The sequence below is a fragment of the Candidatus Gullanella endobia genome, assembly GCF_900048035.1.
GTDB classification, from domain to species: domain Bacteria; phylum Pseudomonadota; class Gammaproteobacteria; order Enterobacterales; family Enterobacteriaceae; genus Gullanella; species Gullanella endobia.
Map to the genome: position 1 here is coordinate 320,444 of NZ_LN999832.1, position 22,704 is coordinate 343,147.

The window sequence follows — 22,704 nt, forward strand, 5'->3', positions numbered from 1 at the left end:
GTTTTAAAATATAGTGTTATATGGTTTATGAATAATAATAGAATTTTTAGTTTTCGATTTAAACATTTCGTTAAGGTTAATAGGATTTAATATACCAATATGCATAATATTATGTCTGATGTTTATGCTATTCTGACAATAGCTAAATTAATACGTCAAATACAGTTGAAGTTATTAAGTTATTTATATCGTTACTGTGGTAAACAACAAATGAAAAAATTTCTTATTGACACTGCTAAAATGAAATTACTAGTGTATATTTTAGTTATGCTTATTTCTGTCTAGAGTAATATTATCTGGATTACACGGCTTACCTACATCCGATAATTCTAAATATGCTCATTATGTGTGAGCTTAGTAGAAATATAAAGGTTATAACGGATTTAGATAGCAATATTCTACGTAGCATGTCTGTATCGGCGCAATAATCAGGGGGTATAATGTACTTCCTGAAAAATTAGTTCACTTAAAATATCCTTTTATATTAGTACTTGCTAATATGATAAAACAAATAGATGCTAAATGAATTGGAATTCAGCATTAGTATTGTCTGAATAATATATTTTTATCTACGTACACGATCGGAACTACATGAGAAAACGGCAATATTATTTGTTGAATAATAAAATTATATCTTTTTTTCAATAAAAATCACGCCGTAATAGAAATTATTCTAGCTACCGTACTAGAAAATCTGCTAGACTTAAATATCGATATTTATTGATCCGAACTTAAAGACATTGTTATTCTTTATCGCATATGTAATTTCTGACATAAACTTAACTACAATGAATAATTATACTAACTTGAACATTGTAAAATTTGTTTCATTAGGTTGCGACTAGATATTTATTTACAGAAATTAGAGAGGCTATTTCTAATATATAAAAACAAATATAAATGTGGTTATTTCGTACGCTATCAAAGTGTTTAAACATATTTTTAGTAAATATGTTTATTATTGATAATTTTATTATAAAATTAATATAAAATTTACAAATATTTATTAATATAAAATTGTTTCAATATTGTGAATTAAAAAATAAACAGACTAAATACTATTATTGTTATAGTTTTAAACTAGTATATCGATATTATTTCTATAATAAGTAAATAAATATAAATGATATTGGATAAGAAATATTATCAGATCAATAATATAAAATTATTGATCTGATAGTGTCTAATACTTTTTATATTACTATAGTTAACAAGGTTTTTAACCTAGTTTGCAGTTTATTAAAAAATACAATACTAATTCAATTAGTATTTTGATAAGACTACTATTATTAATACTTTATTAAATATATAAACCTTTGTTATTATCGATATCTAAACTAATCTAATATTTATTAATTTTTGCTATCTATCAAAAACTTAACATAACTCTAGATTAATAGCAATTCTATTTAACTTTAATAAAAATTAAAATATAATAAATAATTTTAAAATTAAATATAAGTGTTAGTTAATAGCAGCTTAATTATTTCTTTTTATTTCTCTGAATAAGTTACTATCACTGATTACTACGATACTTAAAATTTAATGATCAAAATATGTAATATGGATTATCTAATAAAAATATTACTAATTTTTTAATAATTAAGATATGATTGGTATAAGTTCTTATTCTAAGCTAGGAATATCAAATCTATAAAATAGATAGATAACGATTTAATAACTAATAATATCTATCTATCAGAGCTTTGTTCCGATAATTTAATATTTAATAAAATAATCACTAGAACTACAATTATTTTATTAAATAAAACTAAATTTAATTATCATTAGGCATTTATTTTATGATTTTATCTTAGAACTTAATTACTATATATATTACTATTAATAAATATTAAGACTAGAAATACTGTATTGATGTTTTTGTTTTGAATAAAATAAAGTATTATTATTTTCTTTATAATACCTAACTGAATATTATTTTTATTATATTACAGTAATATTTAGTATTCTGAAATAGATATTTGTATATTTTTGTAACAGATCTAATACTTTTAAAAACATATTTGCTATAAAATATTAATTATATTGATGAGACATAGCTAAGTAAAGATCTATCATTAACTTTTTGCTTAATAATTTTACATTATATCGATTTATTAATAATAATCTTAATTTTTGATATTTATATAATAGTTAGAATTTCATTTTTTTAAATTAATCTAATCAAACTAAATTAATCTGTATAATACAGAGTTTTATTTTTATTTTGATAGGCAAATTAAAATCTTTATCTTCGTTTATCTCCCTACAAGAAATAGGACGTAATATACACATATATATCTATTACATAGTAAATAAGAAATTTATATAATTTCTTTTAGTTTAATTATTTTTTAAAAAACCTAGAACATATAGGTATAGCTAAAAAAATGTAAATAAAGTCTTTTTTTTTAATTTTGTTATCACCAGTAAGATAACAAAATTTAGCCATTCACCTTATTTGCTTGTATGTAATATAAAATAATTTTTTTAAATTTCTTTTAATTCTTATTTTTACTTATATAACATAGAGTTATTACTCTAACCACTTCGTATGGAAAACTCCTTCTTTATCAATACGCTTATAAGTATGGGCACCAAAAAAGTCGCGTTGAGCTTGAATTAGATTAGCTGGTAAAACAGCAGAACGATAACTATCATAGTAAGCAATAGCTGCAGAGAAAGTCGGTGTCGGAATACCATGCTGAACGGCATATGTCACTATATCACGTAATGCCTGCTGATAGTTATCAGCGATTTTTTTGAAGTACGGTATTAATAGTAGGTTATCGATTACTACATTCTCAATATAAGCATCAATAATTTTCTGAATAAACTGAGCGCGAATAATACAACCAGCACGAAAGAGTTTTGCTATCTTACTGTAATTTAAATTCCACTGATTTTCTTTGGAAGCGGCTGTTAGTTGAGAAAAGCCCTGAGCATAGGAAATAATTTTTCCTAAATAAAGCGCACGACGCACTTTTTCAATGAAAATTTCTTTATTACCGTTAAATGGTTCGTATTGCGGGCCAGTAAGTACTTTTGAAGCTGCTACGCGCTGTTGTTTAAGTGACGATAGATAGCGAGCAAATACCGATTCAGTAATTAAATTTAGTGGCTCACCTAAATCTAAAGAGCTTTGAGAGGTCCACTTACCAGTACCTTTGTTAGTTGCCTCATCTAAAATAACATCGATAATATAGTTACCTTGCTCATCTTTTTTAGTAAAGATGTATTTTGTAATTTCAATTAAATAACTCTTTATTTCTCCTTTATTCCATTCATTAAAGGTATTAGCTAATTGCTCATTATTTAGACATAGAACACTTTTTAAAAGTGCATAAGCTTCTGAAATTAATTGCATATCACCGTATTCGATACCATTATGCACCATCTTAACATAATGACCAGCTCCATCCGGACCAATGTAGGTTACACAAGCTTCACCTTCGATACTCGCAGCGATTTTTTTTAGAATAGGCTCTACTAGCTCATAGGCATTTTTCTGTCCACCAGGCATAATTGAAGGTCCTTTCAATGCTCCTTCTTCGCCACCAGATATGCCAGTACCAATAAAGTTTAATCCTTCTTTTGATAGTTCGTGGTTTCGGCGGATAGTATCTTTATAAAAGCTATTGCCGCCATCAATAAGAATATCACCTTTTTCTAAAAAAGGTTTTAACGAATCAATGGTTTTATCTGTACCTTCACCTGCTTTGAGCATTAATAGAATGAATCTTGGTTTTTCCAGCGAGTTGATAAACTCTTTCATATTATAATAAGGTACTAATTTTTTTCCTGGATTTTCCGCAATCACTTCATCGGTCTTTTTTCTCGACCGATTAAGGATAGATACGCTATAATTACGACTTTCAATATTAAGCGCTAAATTTCGACCCATTATCGCCATACCAATAACACCTATTTGTTGTATAGACATTAAGTAATTCCTATAATCCTATAATATAGATGAATACTATACTATCACTTATCTAATACAGATATATATTAGATATTAATCTAAATAAGTATTTTATTAGTAGTAATTGATACAATAGAAACTCTATCTTTAATTTATAAAAATCCGATAAAATATATCTTATCACATTTTAACTTAACACTATGTTTTTAACTTAACATCATCATCTTTAACAAAAGTATTAATTAGATGTTCTTCAAATCTATTATGAATTGCTAGAATTATTTACATGCTTTTCTATAAAGATGATAAATGCACTTTTAAAATAAAATTATTGATATATTTAAATTAATATCCTATTTATTGGCATATAATTGATTAAAGATAATAATACGATAGAAAGTATCGATAAATAAACTATAAATATATTATGATAATACATTCATAATAAATTATATCTTGTATTCAGCGTTAAATATATATGATATAATTTACTTTTTATTTATTATGTAATTTAAAATCTTAAAGTTTTTATTTAAAGGTTTTTCAAATAATAACTAAAAATCCTATTTTTATATAGAGTACTAAGACTACATGATAAACATCATTAATATATTTTTATGTTATAACTTTAAATATTATAAAATTGAACTTTTATAGAAAAATAAAAATTCCGTATTTAAAATTCTAATATGTACTACTACTGTAGTAATTTTTATAATTGTTTAATAATATAAGATAAAAACTTAAAGTACTTATAATAGGAGCTGTTTTATTTTTATAAATTTATAATTTTTATTATAAATAGTAAATCACATAAATTTTTGCAAAATTTATAAAAATAAATTTGCTATAGTATAGTTTTAATTATTTTATAATTATAAAATATTATCTAATAATAAAGTTATTTCAAAAAAATAATAACATAATTATATAACTTAAAATTATTATATTTTCATAAATAAATAACTAAATATTTGCATAAATTTTATTTCTTCATTTTATATTTATTATAATAGTTATTATGTTAGTTTGTTTATAATTAGATCTAGCAAAATAATAATTTTAATTTAATAAGCATTATTGTGTTATTTTTCTTTATTATAAAGTTGTACACAATTTTATAATAAAAATTATAAATTTTGATTAGAATCTATTTTATTTATTAATTTTTTCTCTCTATTTATTATAGAGTAATACTTTTAAGTTAATATTAAAAGAAAAATATTAACTAGCGAATGTTATCCATTCTAATAATAGAAATTATATCCAGTGATACTATAATATTATAATGAACATCTTAATTATAAAGATTTCATCATTTTTTAAAAATTGTATTAATACTACAATTTTTATTTTTATAAAAATAATTTTTATGTTATTAATTTACTATTTTTAATCAAATTAAAAGTTAATATTAAAAATATTTAATTGGGAAAAATTAAATATTTTTTATTTTTAAATCTGTACATGTTTAATTAAATTATTTCTTAACTTAATATTTTTATAAATTTTCACAGAAGCTAATCTAAACTATATTAGTAATTTAACGTATACTAATAAGGATTTAATAAAAATTGAACATCAATAGCAAATTTGCTAAACTTTAGAATAAATTATTTGAAGTTATCTATCTATAGAAATTTTTATATCTTAACCGATAGATTAATTATCTGTAGATTTTAATAAATAATTTTTATAAAACTATGATAATTTTATCACTGAATTTTAGTTTCAAAATCAAAAAATCTAACAATCTATACCTTTGATCTTATCTATTTTAAATCTAACTTTTAGTTATTTATAAATTTATTTATTTTGATAATTTTAAATTTTTGCATATCACTTTTATTATGTTGATTGATTTTCTTTTATATGAGTTTTATATAAAAATAAATTTTTTAAAAAACATATTTTTTACTAAATACAAATTAAATATATCTAAAATTCTAATTTAATTATATTTTAAAAATCTGATTATAATTTATATCTTTTCTAGTGTATTTATAATTTTAGATATAATATAAATTTAATATATCATTGATATCAACAATAACCTTAGTATCATGTATAAATATAATATTGAGAAAATATGATATTTATCATGTATACTACAATTATTTAACGATGCAATAGGATTATAAAATAATTATAATAGGTTATATCAATTTATAATAACAATTAAAATAAAAATTCAGAATAATAAAATGCCTGTAATAATTAAAATAGAAAATAGAAATTTGCTATACTGTGATTTTCAGTTAACTTTAAATACTATTAACTAAGGTTACTTTATTTTTTTCTGAAACAGCATATATAAGAATAAAAATCGGATTAATACTATAAATTTATCCTTATACTGAGTATGTATATCTTTGATTGCTTTAATTGAAGTTTTGTTTACCCTCAACTCTCAATTGAGATTCTTTAATCATAGATTCTATTTGTTTTACATTAATACGATTAAAAAGTGTCTCAAAAGGACGAATACGATGCGATAGTAATGGAAATAATAGATCATCCCAGTTAAGTGAGGTAGCGAGAAAAACTTCAGTCCGTTTTGTTAGTGACGGTAGAATGGGTTTCAAGTAAGTCATCAAGACTCGGAACAGTTGGATACCCATTGAACAAATGGTCTGTAAATTTGTTTTATAGCCTTCTTTTTTCGCTACAATCCATGGTGCTTGTTGATCAATATAACGATTAGCTAAATCTGCTAAAGCTATAATTTTGCGGATTGCGTGGCTAGTTTCACGATTATTAAATGCTTCGCTTATTGACATTGCGGCATTGATAAAATGGTTATATAACGCTGGATCAGCTACCGTTGCTGCTAATTGACCATCGAAGTATTTATTAATAAATCCGGCGTTTCGTGAAGCTAGATTCACAATTTTATTAACAATGTCAGTATTGAAACGCTGAATAAAATCTTCTAGATTAAGATCAATATCATTAATATTCGATGATAGTTTAGTGGCATAGTAATAACGTAGACAGTCTGAATCTAGGTATTTTAGATAAGTACTAGCCTTAATAAAAGTGCCTCTAGATTTGGACATTTTAGTACCATTGAGGGTTACGTATCCATGTACAAACAGATTTGTTGGTTTACGGAAATAACTACCTTCAAGTATAGCTGGCCAAAATAAGCTATGAAAATAAATGATATCTTTACCGATAAAATGATAAAGATCTGTTTTGGAATCCATATTCCAAAATTCTTCAAAGTGGAGGTCGCTACGTTTTTGACATAGATTTTTAAAAGTCCCCATATAACCGATTGGGGCATCTAACCAAACATAGAAGTATTTACCTGGTGCATCTGGCACTTCAAAACCGAAATAAGGTGAATCGCGAGAAATATCCCACTCTTGTAATCCAGACTTAAACCATTCCTGAATCTTATTTACTACTTCTTCTTGTAGAGCGCCGGAACGTGTCCAGGAACATAACATTTTACTAAATGCGGGTAAATCAAAAAAAAAGTGTTCTGATTCTTGCATAATAGGTGTAGTACCTGAAAGTACAGATTTCGGATTGATAAGCTCCATTGAGCTGTAGGTAGCACTACAAACTTCGCAGTTATCACCATATTGATCAGGTGAGTAACATTTCGGACAGTTACCTTTTAAAAAACGATCAGGTAAAAACATGCCTTTTTCAGAATCAAATAGCTGAGAAATAATTCGAGATTTTATGAATCCATTTTCTTTTAAACGCTGATAAACTAAGTTTAAAAGTTGACGACTTTCCTCACTGTGGGTTAAGTAATAATTATCATAGCTTATATTAAAGTTATAAAAATCAGTTTGATGTTCTAAATTAATTTTAGAGATCATTTCTTCTGGATTAACACCTAATCGCTGCGCTTTAAGCATAATTGGTGTACCGTGAGAATCATCAGCACAGATAAAGTAAACCTTATGGCCGCGCATTCGTTGATAACGAACCCAGATATCTGCCTGAATATGTTCGAGCATATGACCAAGATGAATAGAACCGTTAGCATAAGGTAATGCACAAGTTACTAACATTTTTTTCTTGATTTGAATCATAGTAAGGTAAAACTTTTATTAAGTGTTATTATAAATAATAATAACTTATATCGATGCTTCATGTATATAATTATGTATATTTTTATGCTCTATACTAAAAATACAATTAAATTAATTTATCATAAAGTAAACCCTATACTATATATTTTAAAAATTATGTTAAATATAATTAGATACTATTGAAAATAATACATAGTGAAGCTTTATTCAAAGACAAATTATCCGATACATGGTAATTAAAAGTAACATTGTGGTTTAGTTCTACATTAATTAAAGCTGTATTTAAATTTATTATAAATGCACTATAATCTTAACTATATTATCTGGCATTACATATAGTTATAAACATTAGTACATTCTGTATTCTAATACAGAATGTACTGTTAACATATCTATTAATAATTACGACTTTACGAGAAATTCACTCTAATGGATAAAACATATTATTATGATCTTTTTTCAGATCAAAAATCGAAACTTAGTGTATTATAAAATGCAAGCAACGCACATTTTATTTATTAAAACTATTTTAAATAACCTTTCAACAGGATCAGCCGAAAAAGATTATAAATCAGTACCAGTATATTCTAATGAGATAATTTTCTTTTTGTATCAATTGATATAATATCTAGACTGCAGTTAGTCTACTAAGACAATTCTGAATACAAATCTACAAAAAAGCAAATCTACAGAATTATTATCTATTAACTAGTAATGAATAATAATTCAGAAAGCTGTTACTTATAAGATAGTTAGAATAATTTTGATATTAATTCAAAATAATTTTTCCTTATCTCTTATTTTTATATCTTATCAAAGATAAGAGTAATCTAGATTAGCACAGATGTAAATTTAGTTATAAAAAACCATGATGCTAGACACTATCCTGTATATTTTGTTTAGTACCTTTTAATCTACATAAACAATAGTAATAGAAAGAAAAGAACAGGCATTATTATAATTTAGTCATTTATTAGAAAATAAAGATGGATATTCTATCTAAACTGAATCAGTATAAAAGATATACTTATTAAGTTATACTTTAAGTAATCTACTGTTAGTATTCAGGCAAGATTTAATAAAATAAATACATCAAATTTTAATTTTAAAACTAATCTCTAATACAAGAAGATACTCTGTTTACTAGTGTAGTATGCTAGTAAATAACGTTAAAATAAAAATCATTTAGATATTGTTATAAAAACATAGAATAATCAAGTTTATCTACTAAATGCTATAATATTAATTATAGAATAATATTCTTAAAATAACTAGAAAAACTATTATAAGTTACAAAAACTCTTTTATGAGACTAGCGTTATTATGATTAATGATAGAATATATTTCATTTTATTCTGTAATTTTAATATAATTAAAAGATATATTTCTGCTATGTCAATAGCGAATTTTTCAATAACTTAGTGATAATAAAAAATTAAATAAATTTTTCGAATAAATATTACTTAAACTCAATGCAGTTAAAAAACTTTTAAAAATTATTCATTTAGGCTCATTATTTAATATAAAAATCACTAAGTTAATATAATGTTTATTATCAAAGTATCATATTACTGATATTCAGATTTATACTAACTAAGAAATAAATTATTAAAAATAGTAATTAATCTATAGGAAATTTAATGGTTAATATTAATATATTAAATAATAAAAAATATTATATATAACACTTATATATTTAGATTAGATTTAAAATAAAGAAAAAAAATGAAATATAAATTATTATTTTTAATAGATATTATTAATATATCTTATTGATTTTATTTTTTAAGCAAATTATTACTACGATAATAAAAAACAAAAATCGATATATTATAATATAATACTAGAAGTTAATTGACTATAACTCAATAATATTTTGATCAATTATCATATCCTTTTATTAATCACAAAGTAGTGATACTAACGAAATAAAACATTCATATAACATTTACTTGATTTTTAACAATAAATAGTTAATAACAGTACTGTTTTTATCTATCTTACAACTAAATTAAAACTTCATTTTATAGATCGTTAAAAAGACCATTTTAATATAGAATAAGTTAAGATGATTTTAAAGAGATAATAAGAAAGCAGTAATTAAAAGATAAACAATAGATTTATGTAGCTAATAGCATAAACTAGAAAAAATCATTTAAAAATCTTATTATAGGAGTGTTAAATATACAGGAATAAATCTTATATAATTTTTATATCTTTATTTATAAAGATCTTATTTTTATCGCTTGATAAAGCAACTTTAGGTATATATAAGACTATAAATCTTTGATTGAATAGAATTTTTCTATCCTAATTACTTACATAAACTACATTTAAATTTCAACATAACTAAGATTCGAGATTATTTCTTTAATAAAAATTTCAGTAAAATAGTGCTCTATGTTTGTTCTTTTGATAATCGAAAATGCAATAATATTTGTAAAAAGAATATCTAAGATGTTTATCTTACTTATACAATTTAAAAATCTCAATACGATATCTTATGAGTATTCTATGATCTTTTAAATAACATTAGTTATGTTATAATTAAAAGTTAATCAGAAACTGACTGTTATGATGTATAGTAATATGAAAAATTCTAGCGAGAATTTTATTAGATTTAAATAGTCTTCTAAACGAGGTAGAAGATGATGTAATACTACTAGTATCGCAAATAATACTTATTTTGATACAAATTAGTAAAAATTATTTCATCAATCGCTCTTGTATTTGCAATCACTGAGCAAAAAAAAACTGAACAATATGATTGGTTTTCAATAATATGATGACGTAATATTTAAATATCTAAGATATAGATACATTGCTGTCGATTACCTTAATATTATTTCTAATAATATTAATTATGGGAAATTAGCCTAATATAGGCTAGAAAAAATTAATTTTTAAATACATCTAAATGATACAGTGTTATCTTTGTAAAAAGACCGTCATCTATCAAATCAAAAATAAGCAATCTCATAATTTTATTATATTGCTTAACAATATGATATTTTTGCTTTTTATTAGCCAATACTTTGTTTAGTAAACAGTGTTTTTATATTTACGGATTAGTAAAGTATTACATACTTTTAATACTTTTTTGTCAGCTCACCATGTTGATTATTTTCCAGAAGAAAAAGCAATTTGATTTTTTTAACTATAGAATGAATAATGTTCTTATAGACTTAAACCAATGGAAAAAAGTTAAAAAATAGTAGATATGACATTGCCTCGATAAGTTAATTTATAACATTATTATTTTTACTTACCATGTTAATATCGAGTTTAATTTTACACTGTAAATATCGTTAATAAAACTAATATAGCATCACTATGACTAACTAGGTGCTAATCCTAATACGGTAATAGAAATAAAATAATCACATTCTGCACATGATTTATAATATCAGTAACGCTTTCGTTATATTATTATAACTTAATTTGTTCTAATTTAATTTTGAAGTTATGAATACATTACTAATACTACAATACGCTTTATATGATAATGCGTAATTTATAAACTTAATATCAGATCTTTTAAAAAAGATCATCATTGATATCTATGGTATTATAATCAACAACAACCATATTTCAACATCTTGTTCTTTTTATCTATAACAAAACATTCATCATGATATTATACATCAGTGATGGTCTATAAGATCGCTCTACTTCGAAAGTACTTACTATATGATGTTAAAAACTTTTAACACAATAGTCTAAAAACATAAATTAGTTATTATTAGCTGCTGAGATCAACCTAATTTGATATAAAAGCATAGTGCTAATTAATTTTATTATCATTAACCGATTGTTGTATCTGTAAAAAGATTCAGAACGCAGAGATTATAATTAGTTATTTATTGTTATGAAAGTAGATATTATACTAGACTTTCTAAGTATAAAGTGTTATTAATATAATCCTAAAATTTTTATTCTGGAAAAACTGATTTATGTCAGATTATACTTACCAATCGAGTATATTTTAAAGTATTATTATTATTTTGATCACCTTTTATAAACCTGTTAGGCAGCTACTATAAAACAGTAAATTATAACGAAAATATTTGCTTACAGTTATTACTAAACAAATCACAATAATATTGCTCATTACTTTATGAAAGTAGTACAGTTTATTTTTTAACTTGTAATAGAAAATTAATTAAAATATAAATTCTTCATTGTCATAGTGTTTGATGTTACTGATTATATATTAATATATTATTTTACATTGATTAGCATAATAATCAGAGTCGATTTCAGTAAATATAATTGTTTATATACATCGGATATAAATTTCAACAATGTATCTTACTTTTATTAGTTTTAACGAAAAATTTGAGTATACTTATAAAGTACTAAGTAACTGGATCTTATTTATTCTACTTGATTAATTTTTATAAAGTTTTATTTATTTATTTTTATCTTAAGCATGATATCTAGCCTTCTGCTAGATTAAACTTTAATTTTTTGGATTTTTAATAGAAATTATGTTAACTATCAATGCGAAAATCCGTAAAGATCAGGGAAAAAGCGCAAATCGCCGACTGCGTCTTGCAAATAAATTTCCGGCTATCGTATATGGTGGCACCGAAGAAATTCCAATTTCTATTGAGTTGGATCAGGATATCATTTTGAATACCCAAGAAAAAAAGGGTTTTTACACTGATATTTTAGCTCTGGTAATTAATGGCAAAGAAAGAAAAGTAAAGGTAAAAGCAATACAACGTCATCCTTTCAAGCCAAAACTGATCCATATCGATTTTTTTCGAGTCTAATAATGTAATATAGAACAGAATAGTGTACCTTATAATTTTATTATACGAATCTTAAATCTATCATCCATTTAATAGGCAAATTTTATTAATGTAATTATATTTTATAAATTATCTGTGCATATTTAATTATTTTAGTAGTTCTTATATTTTTGATATGTAAAATCAGTATAGTATTAATATCGCTTTTCGGCACTAAATAAGAAAAAAAGTAAAACACTTATACTACCAACTCTATAGTATTTGCTCATTATGCTCAATTTTTAATATAAAGAATCACTAAATTATATACTTCAGTATACTACTATTTTAGTAATACTTCTTACTTGAAATTACAGAAATTGTGCAATTTTAATCACTGTAATATTAGCAAACATACACTGTTTTTAGCAAACTATGGTCTGCTAATGCTTAATTTTTTAATCCTTAATTAGCTCAGTAATAAAATTAAAAGAAAAGTATTAGAATATTCACTTAAATTAAGCAACGATTTAAACTTAAATTATACTATATAATAATAAAATTGACTAGCGTATCTCATATTTTAAGTACTTATTAAAAATATAACACATATTTTTAATATTACAGTGCTAATAATTTCTATAGCGTTTACATTTCTATATTAAGAGGATCTTGGTTATGCAAAAATATTTAATGCTGTTATAAACTCTGAATAAATAGAGGGATTACATTAGGTTTGTTTTCTTTTGATAGTTTTAGATATACTAGGTGATAGTAGTTGATTTTTAGGTTATTAAAGTCTATTAAAAAATAAATATATAAACTATTATGTAATAATAGCAATTACTATTACTTTAATATTAAAGAACTAAAAAACTAAAATCAAAGTAATTATTCGAATTAACTATTGCATTCATAGGAAGAATAGGTAACATAAATATCTATAAATTTCGGCATGTAGCGCAGTTTGGTAGCGCACCGTCACGGGGTGTCGGGGGTCGGAGGTTCGAATCCTCTCATGCCGATTGAATTCATACTTTATTTAACTTAGTATATGATTTGCTATTTAAAAATAATTTAATATAGCAAATAGATATTAAAGTATCATAAATTATTATAAGATTACTATCTTATAATAAAGTCTAAAGTAAAATTATTATTTTTACTAGGAAACAGAACAGGAAATATAAAAAGTTAATCAGGATTTAATCCAATAAAATAATTGCAAACTAATTCAAGTGAAGTATCTTTCAAGGAAAAATTCAGAAAAATGATATTTTCATTAATTATTTTATATTAATAAGATATCTTCTCTTTTAAAGGGAAGATAGAGCAAATAAAAAATTAATCTTCCATAACGATTAGCTGTTCTTTTCTTACGCTAAGCGAAGTAGTATATTATACTTCAACTATTAATTTAAATCTCTAATAATTATTGAAAATAATGATATTCTATTTAAATAGATATATTAGAACATGTAAGTCATACCCATCGCTAAAATATTTTCTGTAGAAATATGTATATCACGAGTGAAATTATTCTTAGGAAGAAGATTAATTCGATAATCAACAAATGTCATCATGTTCTTGTTCTTTTTAAATGTATAACTAGCGCCTAAATCAAGGTATTTCTTGATAGTTTGACGTTGTCCTTGACAATCGCTATCAATACGCGATTGTAGATAGCCGATAGAAGGACGTAGCATGCTAAAATCAAGGGAATATTGTGCGACTAATTCAATATTTTTAGTTTTGTCAGAAAAATTCTGTTTTGTTTTTGGTGAGGAATGACCATAGGGTGTCATATTGCGAGTTTCACTGTATAGTGCTGCTAAATAAAGGTTGTTTGCGTCATATTTTAAACCTAAAGAATAAGCTTCAGCTATTTTGTTCTTATTGTACGTACTGTGATTTGAGATACGCTGAGCCAAAGTTCGCTTACTGTTAGTATAAGCAACACCGGTAGAAACACCGTTACCTAATTTATAAGTTACTGATAGACCATAGCCATCACCGTTTGCTTCATTTAATCCGCGGCTAATTTTTTTCTCTTTGTTATCATTTTTACCTTGATATTGTAAAGCAAAGTTCAGACCATCGATATTGCCAAAGAAATTGGTATTACGATAAGTAAAAACACTATTAGCGCGTCCTGTCATAAAGTTATCGGTGATACTAGTATCACCGCCGAATCCTGACATTATATTAGTCCAAGCACCAATATCATATAGCACTCCATAATTACGGCCATAATCAATACTACCAGTATCAGCAAATTTAATACCAGCGAAACCAAGGCGAGTAAAGTTACTTTTTGAGTATTCGCTTTCAGCTTGGCTCAATCCAACTTCTTGCTCAAAGGTAGCAAAACCGGTAATTTTTTCATTAAGCTGAGCTTCTCCATTGAAACCATAATGAATAAAAGAACGATCACCATTTTTTACATTATCTCTAGAGATATAACGCATACCGTTAAGTCTACCAAACAGATCTAGTTTATTTCCATTTTTATTATAAACTTCAACTGCTCCAGCACTGCTAACCATCACCATAACCGAAACAAGTATAGAAAGATACTTTAGTTTCATTTTGAAACCCTCTATATTTATTATATTATTTTCAATAATGATTTGATATCCGGAAAGGCTAAAATAAAAATAAGCATTCAACAGATCTTAATATCACTAATAAATCAGATATTGAGTTAATATCAGAATCATACTTAATATATTTTTACCTTTCAAGCTATTGCGTGGTAATAATGCAAGAAAGGCATGCATCATAATTATTTAAATAATTATATAATAATAATTTTATTAAAAGACTAATTGATAGTATCAATGATAAATAAAAACTATTAAAAAATAGTAAAATAATTTTTTAGAAATCTTCTATAAAAATCCCAATAAAATTTGTTTATGATATGAAGGTTTCCTATCTATATATACCATGCATCACTATTTTTTTAGGAAAAATATAAAAGATATTAAACAATAAAATAACAAAAAAATACTAATTAAATAAAAACTAAAAAATAAAATCTTATTTAAAATAAGAGTGCACAACATAATAAATATTATAAACGATTTCTTTTTTTATTTTTTAAAGATCATCTTATTTTTAATATTTAGTATAAGATTCAATCTTTTTCTTATCTTATTTTTCTATTTCTTCATATCATTTTTTCCCTAATATACCAATAAAAGTAAACATATAAAATAGACTGTTGATTATATTAATATTTTGTAGTCTCTGTTATACTAACTATTGTATTATAATCTCTTTATAGATCTCTATTAAGTTTTTGTTTCAAAATCTAAAAGGTAATTACATTTTAGGTATCTAATACGTTGTTATATATAAATGATAGTTTGAATTTTAAATTCTAAACAAATCAATAGCACTTTGTATATCTTAAAAACATAATTATCTATTATAATTTATACAAAAGATAGTAGCTATGGTATACATTGCTACTTTATCGAAAGTCAGACTGATTATTAGAGGGAAAATTTATCTAATAAGTTATTACTATTGAAGCCAAGTATTTGTTAAAATCTATATCTTTTACTAAAATACCGTATTAAATAGTGCTATCAAGGTATAGTAATATAAATAATTTCAAATCATACAGTAGTTCTTTTTAAGAAAATTAAAATTTATATAAAACATTTAATAGCAGTACTAAAATTAACAATTTTTTATAAAACTACTAGTATTGCTAGTGCTGTAAAAATCTCTTATCTCTCTAATTTAAGAAGTGAAAAAATAAAAAAGATAACAACACGCTGAAATCAAAAAACTTATGCTCTGTTTGAATTTTGAGTATCATTCCTATTTATTTCTATCATCGATATTTTTATCTTTATTATCAAGAATTTTCGTCTATCTTATCAGCGTTGTTTACTACTAAATCTAAATTATCGTTATTTATCGGTTCAACGAGACGTTGCAACCCTACTACATTCTCATTATGTGCAGTTCGGATCAGTGTAACACCCTGTGTGTTACGGCCAACAATACTTACTTCAGAGACTCGTGTGCGAACTAGCGTACCGGCATCTGTTATCATCATAATTTGATCGTAATCACCTACCTGTACAGCTCCGATAACTTTACCATTACGTTCGTTTATTTTAATAGAAATAACCCCATGGGTAGCACGAGACTTTGTTGGATATTCTACTTGCGCAGTACGTTTTCCATAACCATGTTGTGTCACTGTTAGTATCGGTTTTTCTCCACGTGGAACAATAAGAGATACTACTCGATCGCCTTCGATTAGATTGATACCGCGCACACCTGTTGCGGTTCGTCCCATTCTGCGAACCTGTTTTTCTGAAAAACGTACAACTTTACCATAAGCAGAAAACAACATAATCTCATTACTGCCATCGGTCAAATCTACACCAATCAGTTCGTCACCATCATTAAGATTAACGACAATGATACCAGTACTACGTGGACGGTTAAACTCAATAAGAGACGTTTTTTTCACAGTACCACTAGCAGTTGCCATAAAGACGTAGCTTCTTTCTTCATACTTATGTACTGGTAAAATTGCAGTAATGCGTTCATTTGATTCAAGTGGTAATAAGTTGACTATTGGTCGTCCACGAGAAACTCGACTAGCTTCTGGCAAATGATAGACCTTCATCCAATACATTCTTCCTCGATTAGAAAATAGTAAGATAGTATCATGAGTATTTGCTACTAGTAATCTTTCTATAAAATCTTCTTCTTTAATACTAGCTGCTGACTTTCCTTTACCTCCGCGACGCTGAGCTTCATAATCAGTTAATGGCTGATATTTTACATATCCTTGATGAGATAAAGTCACAACAATATCTTCTTGATTAATCATATCTTCAATATTAATATCTGAGATATTAGCAGTAATCTCGGTTCGACGTAGATCATTGTATTGCTCCTTTATTGTTACTAGTTCTTTATGAATTACCCTCATCAAGTGGTTTGGTTTCTTTAGAATATGAGTAAGCTCTGCTATTTTTATAAGAAGTTCTTTATATTCATCTATTAGTTTTTCATGCTCCAGACTAGTCAATTTTTGAAGGCGCAAATCTAAAATCGCCTGAGCTTGTTGTTCAGTCATATAATATCTACCATTATGAATGCCGTATTTTAATTCTAACCATGCCGGCTGTGCTGTATTATCACTGGCTTTTTTCAGTATATCTGAGATTGTATCTATCGTCCATGAAGATGCAATAAGATTAGCCTTTGCTTTTACTGGCGTTGACGACTGTTGAATTAGTTCAATAATTGGCTTGATATTCACTAAAGCTACTGAAAGCGCTTCTAGAATGTGCGCGCGCTCACGAGCTTTGCATAATTCAAAAATTGTACGACGGGTCACTACTTCACGGCGATGACAAATAAAAGCAGATAAAATATCCTTAAGTGAAAGGACTTTCGGCTGTCCCTGATGCAGTGCTACCATATTAATACAAAACGATACTTGAAGTTGAGTTAAGGAATAGAGGTTATTGAGTACTACTCCCCCTACAGCATCACTTTTTATCTCAATAACAATACGCATACCGTCTTTATCGGATTCATCACGTAGACCACTAATACCTTCAATACGTTTTTCTTTTACTAGTTCGGCAATTTTCTCAATCAGACGTGCTTTATTTACCTGGTATGGAATTTCATACACAATGATACTTTCTCGATTAGACTTGCTATTAGTTTCTATCTCAGCTCGTGCACGAAGATAGATTTTGCCACGTCCAGTGCGATAGGCTTCTTTTATACCTTGTTGACTATTAATAATAATAGCAGCAGTTGGAAAATCAGGCCCTGGAATATATTCCATTAAACCTTCAACGCTGATGTTCTTGTTATCAATATAAGCTAAGCAGCCATCAATAACTTCTGAAAGATTATGAGGAGGTATATTAGTAGCCATTCCAACTGCGATACCGGAAGAACCATTGATTAATAGGTTTGGAATTCTAGTCGGTAAGACATCAGGAATTCGCTCAGTACCATCATAATTAGGTACATAATCGACAGTTTCTTTTTCTAGATCTGCTAGTAATTCGTGGGCAATTTTAACCATACGTACTTCGGTGTAACGCATTGCTGCAGCAGAATCGCCATCAACAGAACCAAAGTTACCTTGACCATCTACTAGCATATAACGTAACGAAAACGGTTGTGCCATGCGTACGATAGTATCGTATACTGCAGTATCCCCATGGGGGTGATATTTACCGATAACATCACCAACAATGCGTGCTGATTTTTTATAAGGCTTATTCCAGTCATTACCAAGTACACTCATTGCGAATAGTACACGACGATGAACAGGCTTAAGCCCATCACGTACATCTGGTAATGCACGTCCAACAATGACAGACATGGCGTAATCTAGATAAGAACGTTTTAGTTCTTCTTCGATATTAACTACTGTAATTTCTCTGGCAAGACTACTCATGGAGCTACTATCCTCTACTAAATAAAGCTTTACAGAGATTTAAAAAACCTTTTTTAATTATATCATATTTTATTAATGATAAATGTACTTCAACTTTTTAAAAGTGAAATGAATTATGCTTTGTTTGCAAAAATGTCTTGAATGTTAACGATACTATAAATTTTTACTTTTTTTGAGAAAAGTAGCTTTTATAAAAGCATAGTTATACATATATTTAGCTTTTAATTAATAAAACTCTTCAGTAACTATTAAAGTGAAAAAAATAAATAGAGAAACTGATTTTAATTTGCTAGAAAAGAATTAATTATCACGAAATCATTAATTTAATACTATTTCATCTGTTAGTATGATCTTAAATAAAAGTTCAACTCATTTTGCTTGAATTGTATTCGTAATACATTATAACGGATTTTTGGTAAATACATAATAAATGCGGGTTGATAAAGTAGCTCTTTATCAGAAAATAGTACAAAAAAGAAATAATTTTTACCAGAAAAGGTGTAAGTGAAAACTATGTCTTATCTCTCATTTTAACACATTCAAAAGTAGCATACTACTAGGGTAGTAGTAACAGATTATTAAAGAAAAAAAATCTAATATGTATCTCAGTACTTGAGATGTCATAATTTATATAAAATACTAGAACTTATATTAGATTAAGAGTTAATTTTTCTAGTTTATACTCATTAGGCAAAATTTAACGAAGAAATATTTTTATCAATATCAAATTGTAACTCAATAACCTAGCTGTTAATTATTATTAGTTATGGATTTATGCTAAATATAGTATCATAAAGATGTATAATATTACGAAATTTGCTAATTACCTAAATTAATAAGATAATTAGTTATACTTTACTGTGCTAGTAATATACTATCGAACTAGATTACAATTTGTTGATAAATTATTTTTATTCTAACATTAATATTAGTGTTAATTATATTGCAAATTTAGAGTCACGCGTAATATTGATCACTGATATGATCACGCTAGTAACGATTACTGTTATTAGCACTTAATTTTGCTATTTTATACCTGTTATTACAACAGCTATAATCTTTTATTAAAAACTAATATTCTATTTTTTACTCTACATTTATGCCATTTTATTCACATCCTAATTATTAATACATTTAATTTTTCAGTAAGTAATGAGCATATTGCTTTAAAAATTTTGTTCTTCTTCAATTAACAAAAAAAGCATAAACACAATAACGTATTACTCATTTAATTTTTATTTTTATAAATAAATAACTAAAAAGTAAACAAGTTACTCATTTGCATTATGCAAGTTTTATTATTATATTCTATTTATAAAAATCGTATGGTTAGTTTAGTCGCTAAAACTTTGTAATTATATATTTCAATTATTTAGTATAAGAAATATAACAAACACGTGCTTACCGATTATATTAATAAAGAATTTTAAAAGATAATGATTGATCGATTATTAAGATGATATAAATTTTTTATTACGCTGTCGTCAGCTAATTACAAGGTAAGAATCCGACATGAAACCGAATTACTGGAAAATTTACGAGAGTACTAAATTTTATATGCTAGTTTTAGTTTGTATGTTTTTTGATTTTTCATGAAAATGCATATAGATTATAATTAAGAGGTTTATATTACTATCTCGACATTTAAGATATTACTATCTATTATTACTATCTATAGTAAATAGTAATATGATGATAGTCATAATTCTAATTAATTTTACATTTAACACTATTACAAAATATATATTTTCAATATCCTATGATAGGAATCAATACTACTTGAATTCACGAGATCTAGAGTTCAATTTTCGATAGTGAAGATTTTCATATTAAATATATTTGTTCTATAAACATCTCTAAACCATAATTAAATCTATGATCCATAGCCTAGGTATATAGCGGCGTAAAATATTATTCTATCTTATGCAGTCAGTACACAGTAGTAGAAAAATATTTTTCTGCTAAAAATTGTAGAATAAAATCAATCGAGTAAGAAACATGATTACATGTATACGTCTTAATTAGGTAATGTATTAAAACTTTGTTAATGAAAGAGCATAATTCTGTTTAATCTTACCCATGATATGCCTAGGATTTGTGATATTTTATATATAATTAGAATAAATTCGAAAAATTTTATATCCTATATAAGTAGGATAGTAATATTTATCAACGATGTATTAAGTTAGTGAAGCTATTCTTATTGATAATGTAGAAGCATGTTTTAATTAGTTTTATTTATGTTTAAATATTAATTATTTAATATCTATAATCCATTTGATCTAACAATAATGCTGATTTATCAATCCAACTTGTGTCAAGAAATTATTCCACTTACTAAAAATTAGTCGATATAAATGATGACAATAGTAAGATTATCTTATATATCTTATCAGTTTTTTAACTTCGAAAGTTTATAACTTAGATAATATAAACAAATAACAATACTTGCAGTATTTATGCTTAATGTCTTATATAGGTTATTAAGATTATTTGATTTTAAATGCTAAATTCAGTGATATTAACTGTTATATATTTGGTATTAGTATAATTAATTTTTGTGTATTATTTAACAAAACATAGTATATATCACTCTAATATAGTAGTAAGTTAATAATTTTTATTTATTGCACACTTTAAATTATTCAATAAAAATTTTATTAAATTTTTTAAAGTACTCTTAAAAAGAGTACATAGAAAAATCATACGATAGAATATAATTAATACTAATTGTAAAATATAATGATTTCTAGTAAAATTAGAACATCTATTTTAAATAATAAATTTGACTATTATTAATTGATTTATTTTATTTTAAAAAATATGAAAATTTATTTATTACAAATAAAACTATTTATATTACTTAAATAATATTACTTGATCTTATTTATATTTTATAATATTAAATTAATTAAAAATAAATTAATAAAATTAAAAACTATTTATTAAAAAATTTATAATATAAACTGCTAGCTTAAAAAGCTTAATATAATAAGATTTTTTAAAACTAACTATTTATATTAAAAGTAGAAATAAAATAGAACTATCAAAAAATAAATATATTATCTTTATTTGCAATAGAAATTAGATTAAACAAAGTGTAAAAAATAACAAGATATTTAGATTTTAAAAAAATAAAATGAATAAATAAAATTCTAATTAAATAGATAAAGCAAAGTAAAACAGTAGCATATAAAGTAAGATAATGTAAAGATAAATAAAAATTTAAAAAAATCAGCTATACATATACATCTAAATACATCATTGTCTTTTTACTGACTACTGGTAATTATTTTAAGGTAATTATAAGGCAAATAAAGATATATAGAATATTTTGATAGTATTACCAGCGATAAGTGAAAAAATTAACTATCCTGTATAGTCATTTTTAGTATAATTATTGCCAATAAAACAAACAATAATATTATTAGTTTTATAATAGAACATAACAGATAAAATATTTGATATTCTCATATAAGTACTATGATAAACATACATACTATTTATAAAAAATTTAAAATAGAG

The 22,704-nt window shown here is 24.9% G+C and carries 4 protein-coding genes, 1 tRNA gene and 1 pseudogene; 2 read left to right on the forward strand and 4 right to left on the reverse strand.

Translation table 11 applies throughout. From position 1 onward, the window contains the following. Positions 1–2,536: 2,536 nt before the first annotated feature. Positions 2,537–3,943 (reverse strand): NADP-dependent phosphogluconate dehydrogenase, encoded by a 1,407-nt coding sequence (gene gndA / locus FVIR_RS00860; protein ID WP_067497750.1) that lies wholly within the window; start codon positions 3,941–3,943, stop codon positions 2,537–2,539. 2,396 nt (positions 3,944–6,339) lie between these two features. Further along, positions 6,340–7,980: pseudogene (gene metG, locus FVIR_RS00865) on the reverse strand (methionine--tRNA ligase); the annotation flags it as partial. 4,490 nt (positions 7,981–12,470) lie between these two features. On the opposite strand from metG, the gene rplY reads away from it, so the two are divergent. Further along, complete coding sequence (rplY, locus tag FVIR_RS00870) at positions 12,471–12,758, forward strand: 50S ribosomal protein L25 (protein ID WP_067497753.1); 288 nt, start codon at positions 12,471–12,473, stop codon at positions 12,756–12,758. Positions 12,759–13,667: 909 nt separating this feature from the next. Then, positions 13,668–13,741, forward strand: a tRNA-Pro gene (locus FVIR_RS00875). A gap of 444 nt (positions 13,742–14,185) precedes the next feature. Here the strand turns inward: FVIR_RS00875 and FVIR_RS00880 are convergent. Beyond that, positions 14,186–15,304 carry a porin gene (locus FVIR_RS00880; RefSeq protein ID WP_067497756.1) on the reverse strand — a complete coding sequence of 373 codons (1,119 nt, stop codon included), beginning with the start codon at positions 15,302–15,304 and terminating at the stop codon, positions 14,186–14,188. Between the two features lie 1,283 nt (positions 15,305–16,587). Beyond that, on the reverse strand, positions 16,588–19,179 hold the full coding sequence (gene gyrA / locus FVIR_RS00885) for a DNA topoisomerase (ATP-hydrolyzing) subunit A (RefSeq protein ID WP_067497759.1): 2,592 nt from the start codon (positions 19,177–19,179) through the stop codon (positions 16,588–16,590). Between the last annotated feature and the right edge of the window lie 3,525 nt (positions 19,180–22,704).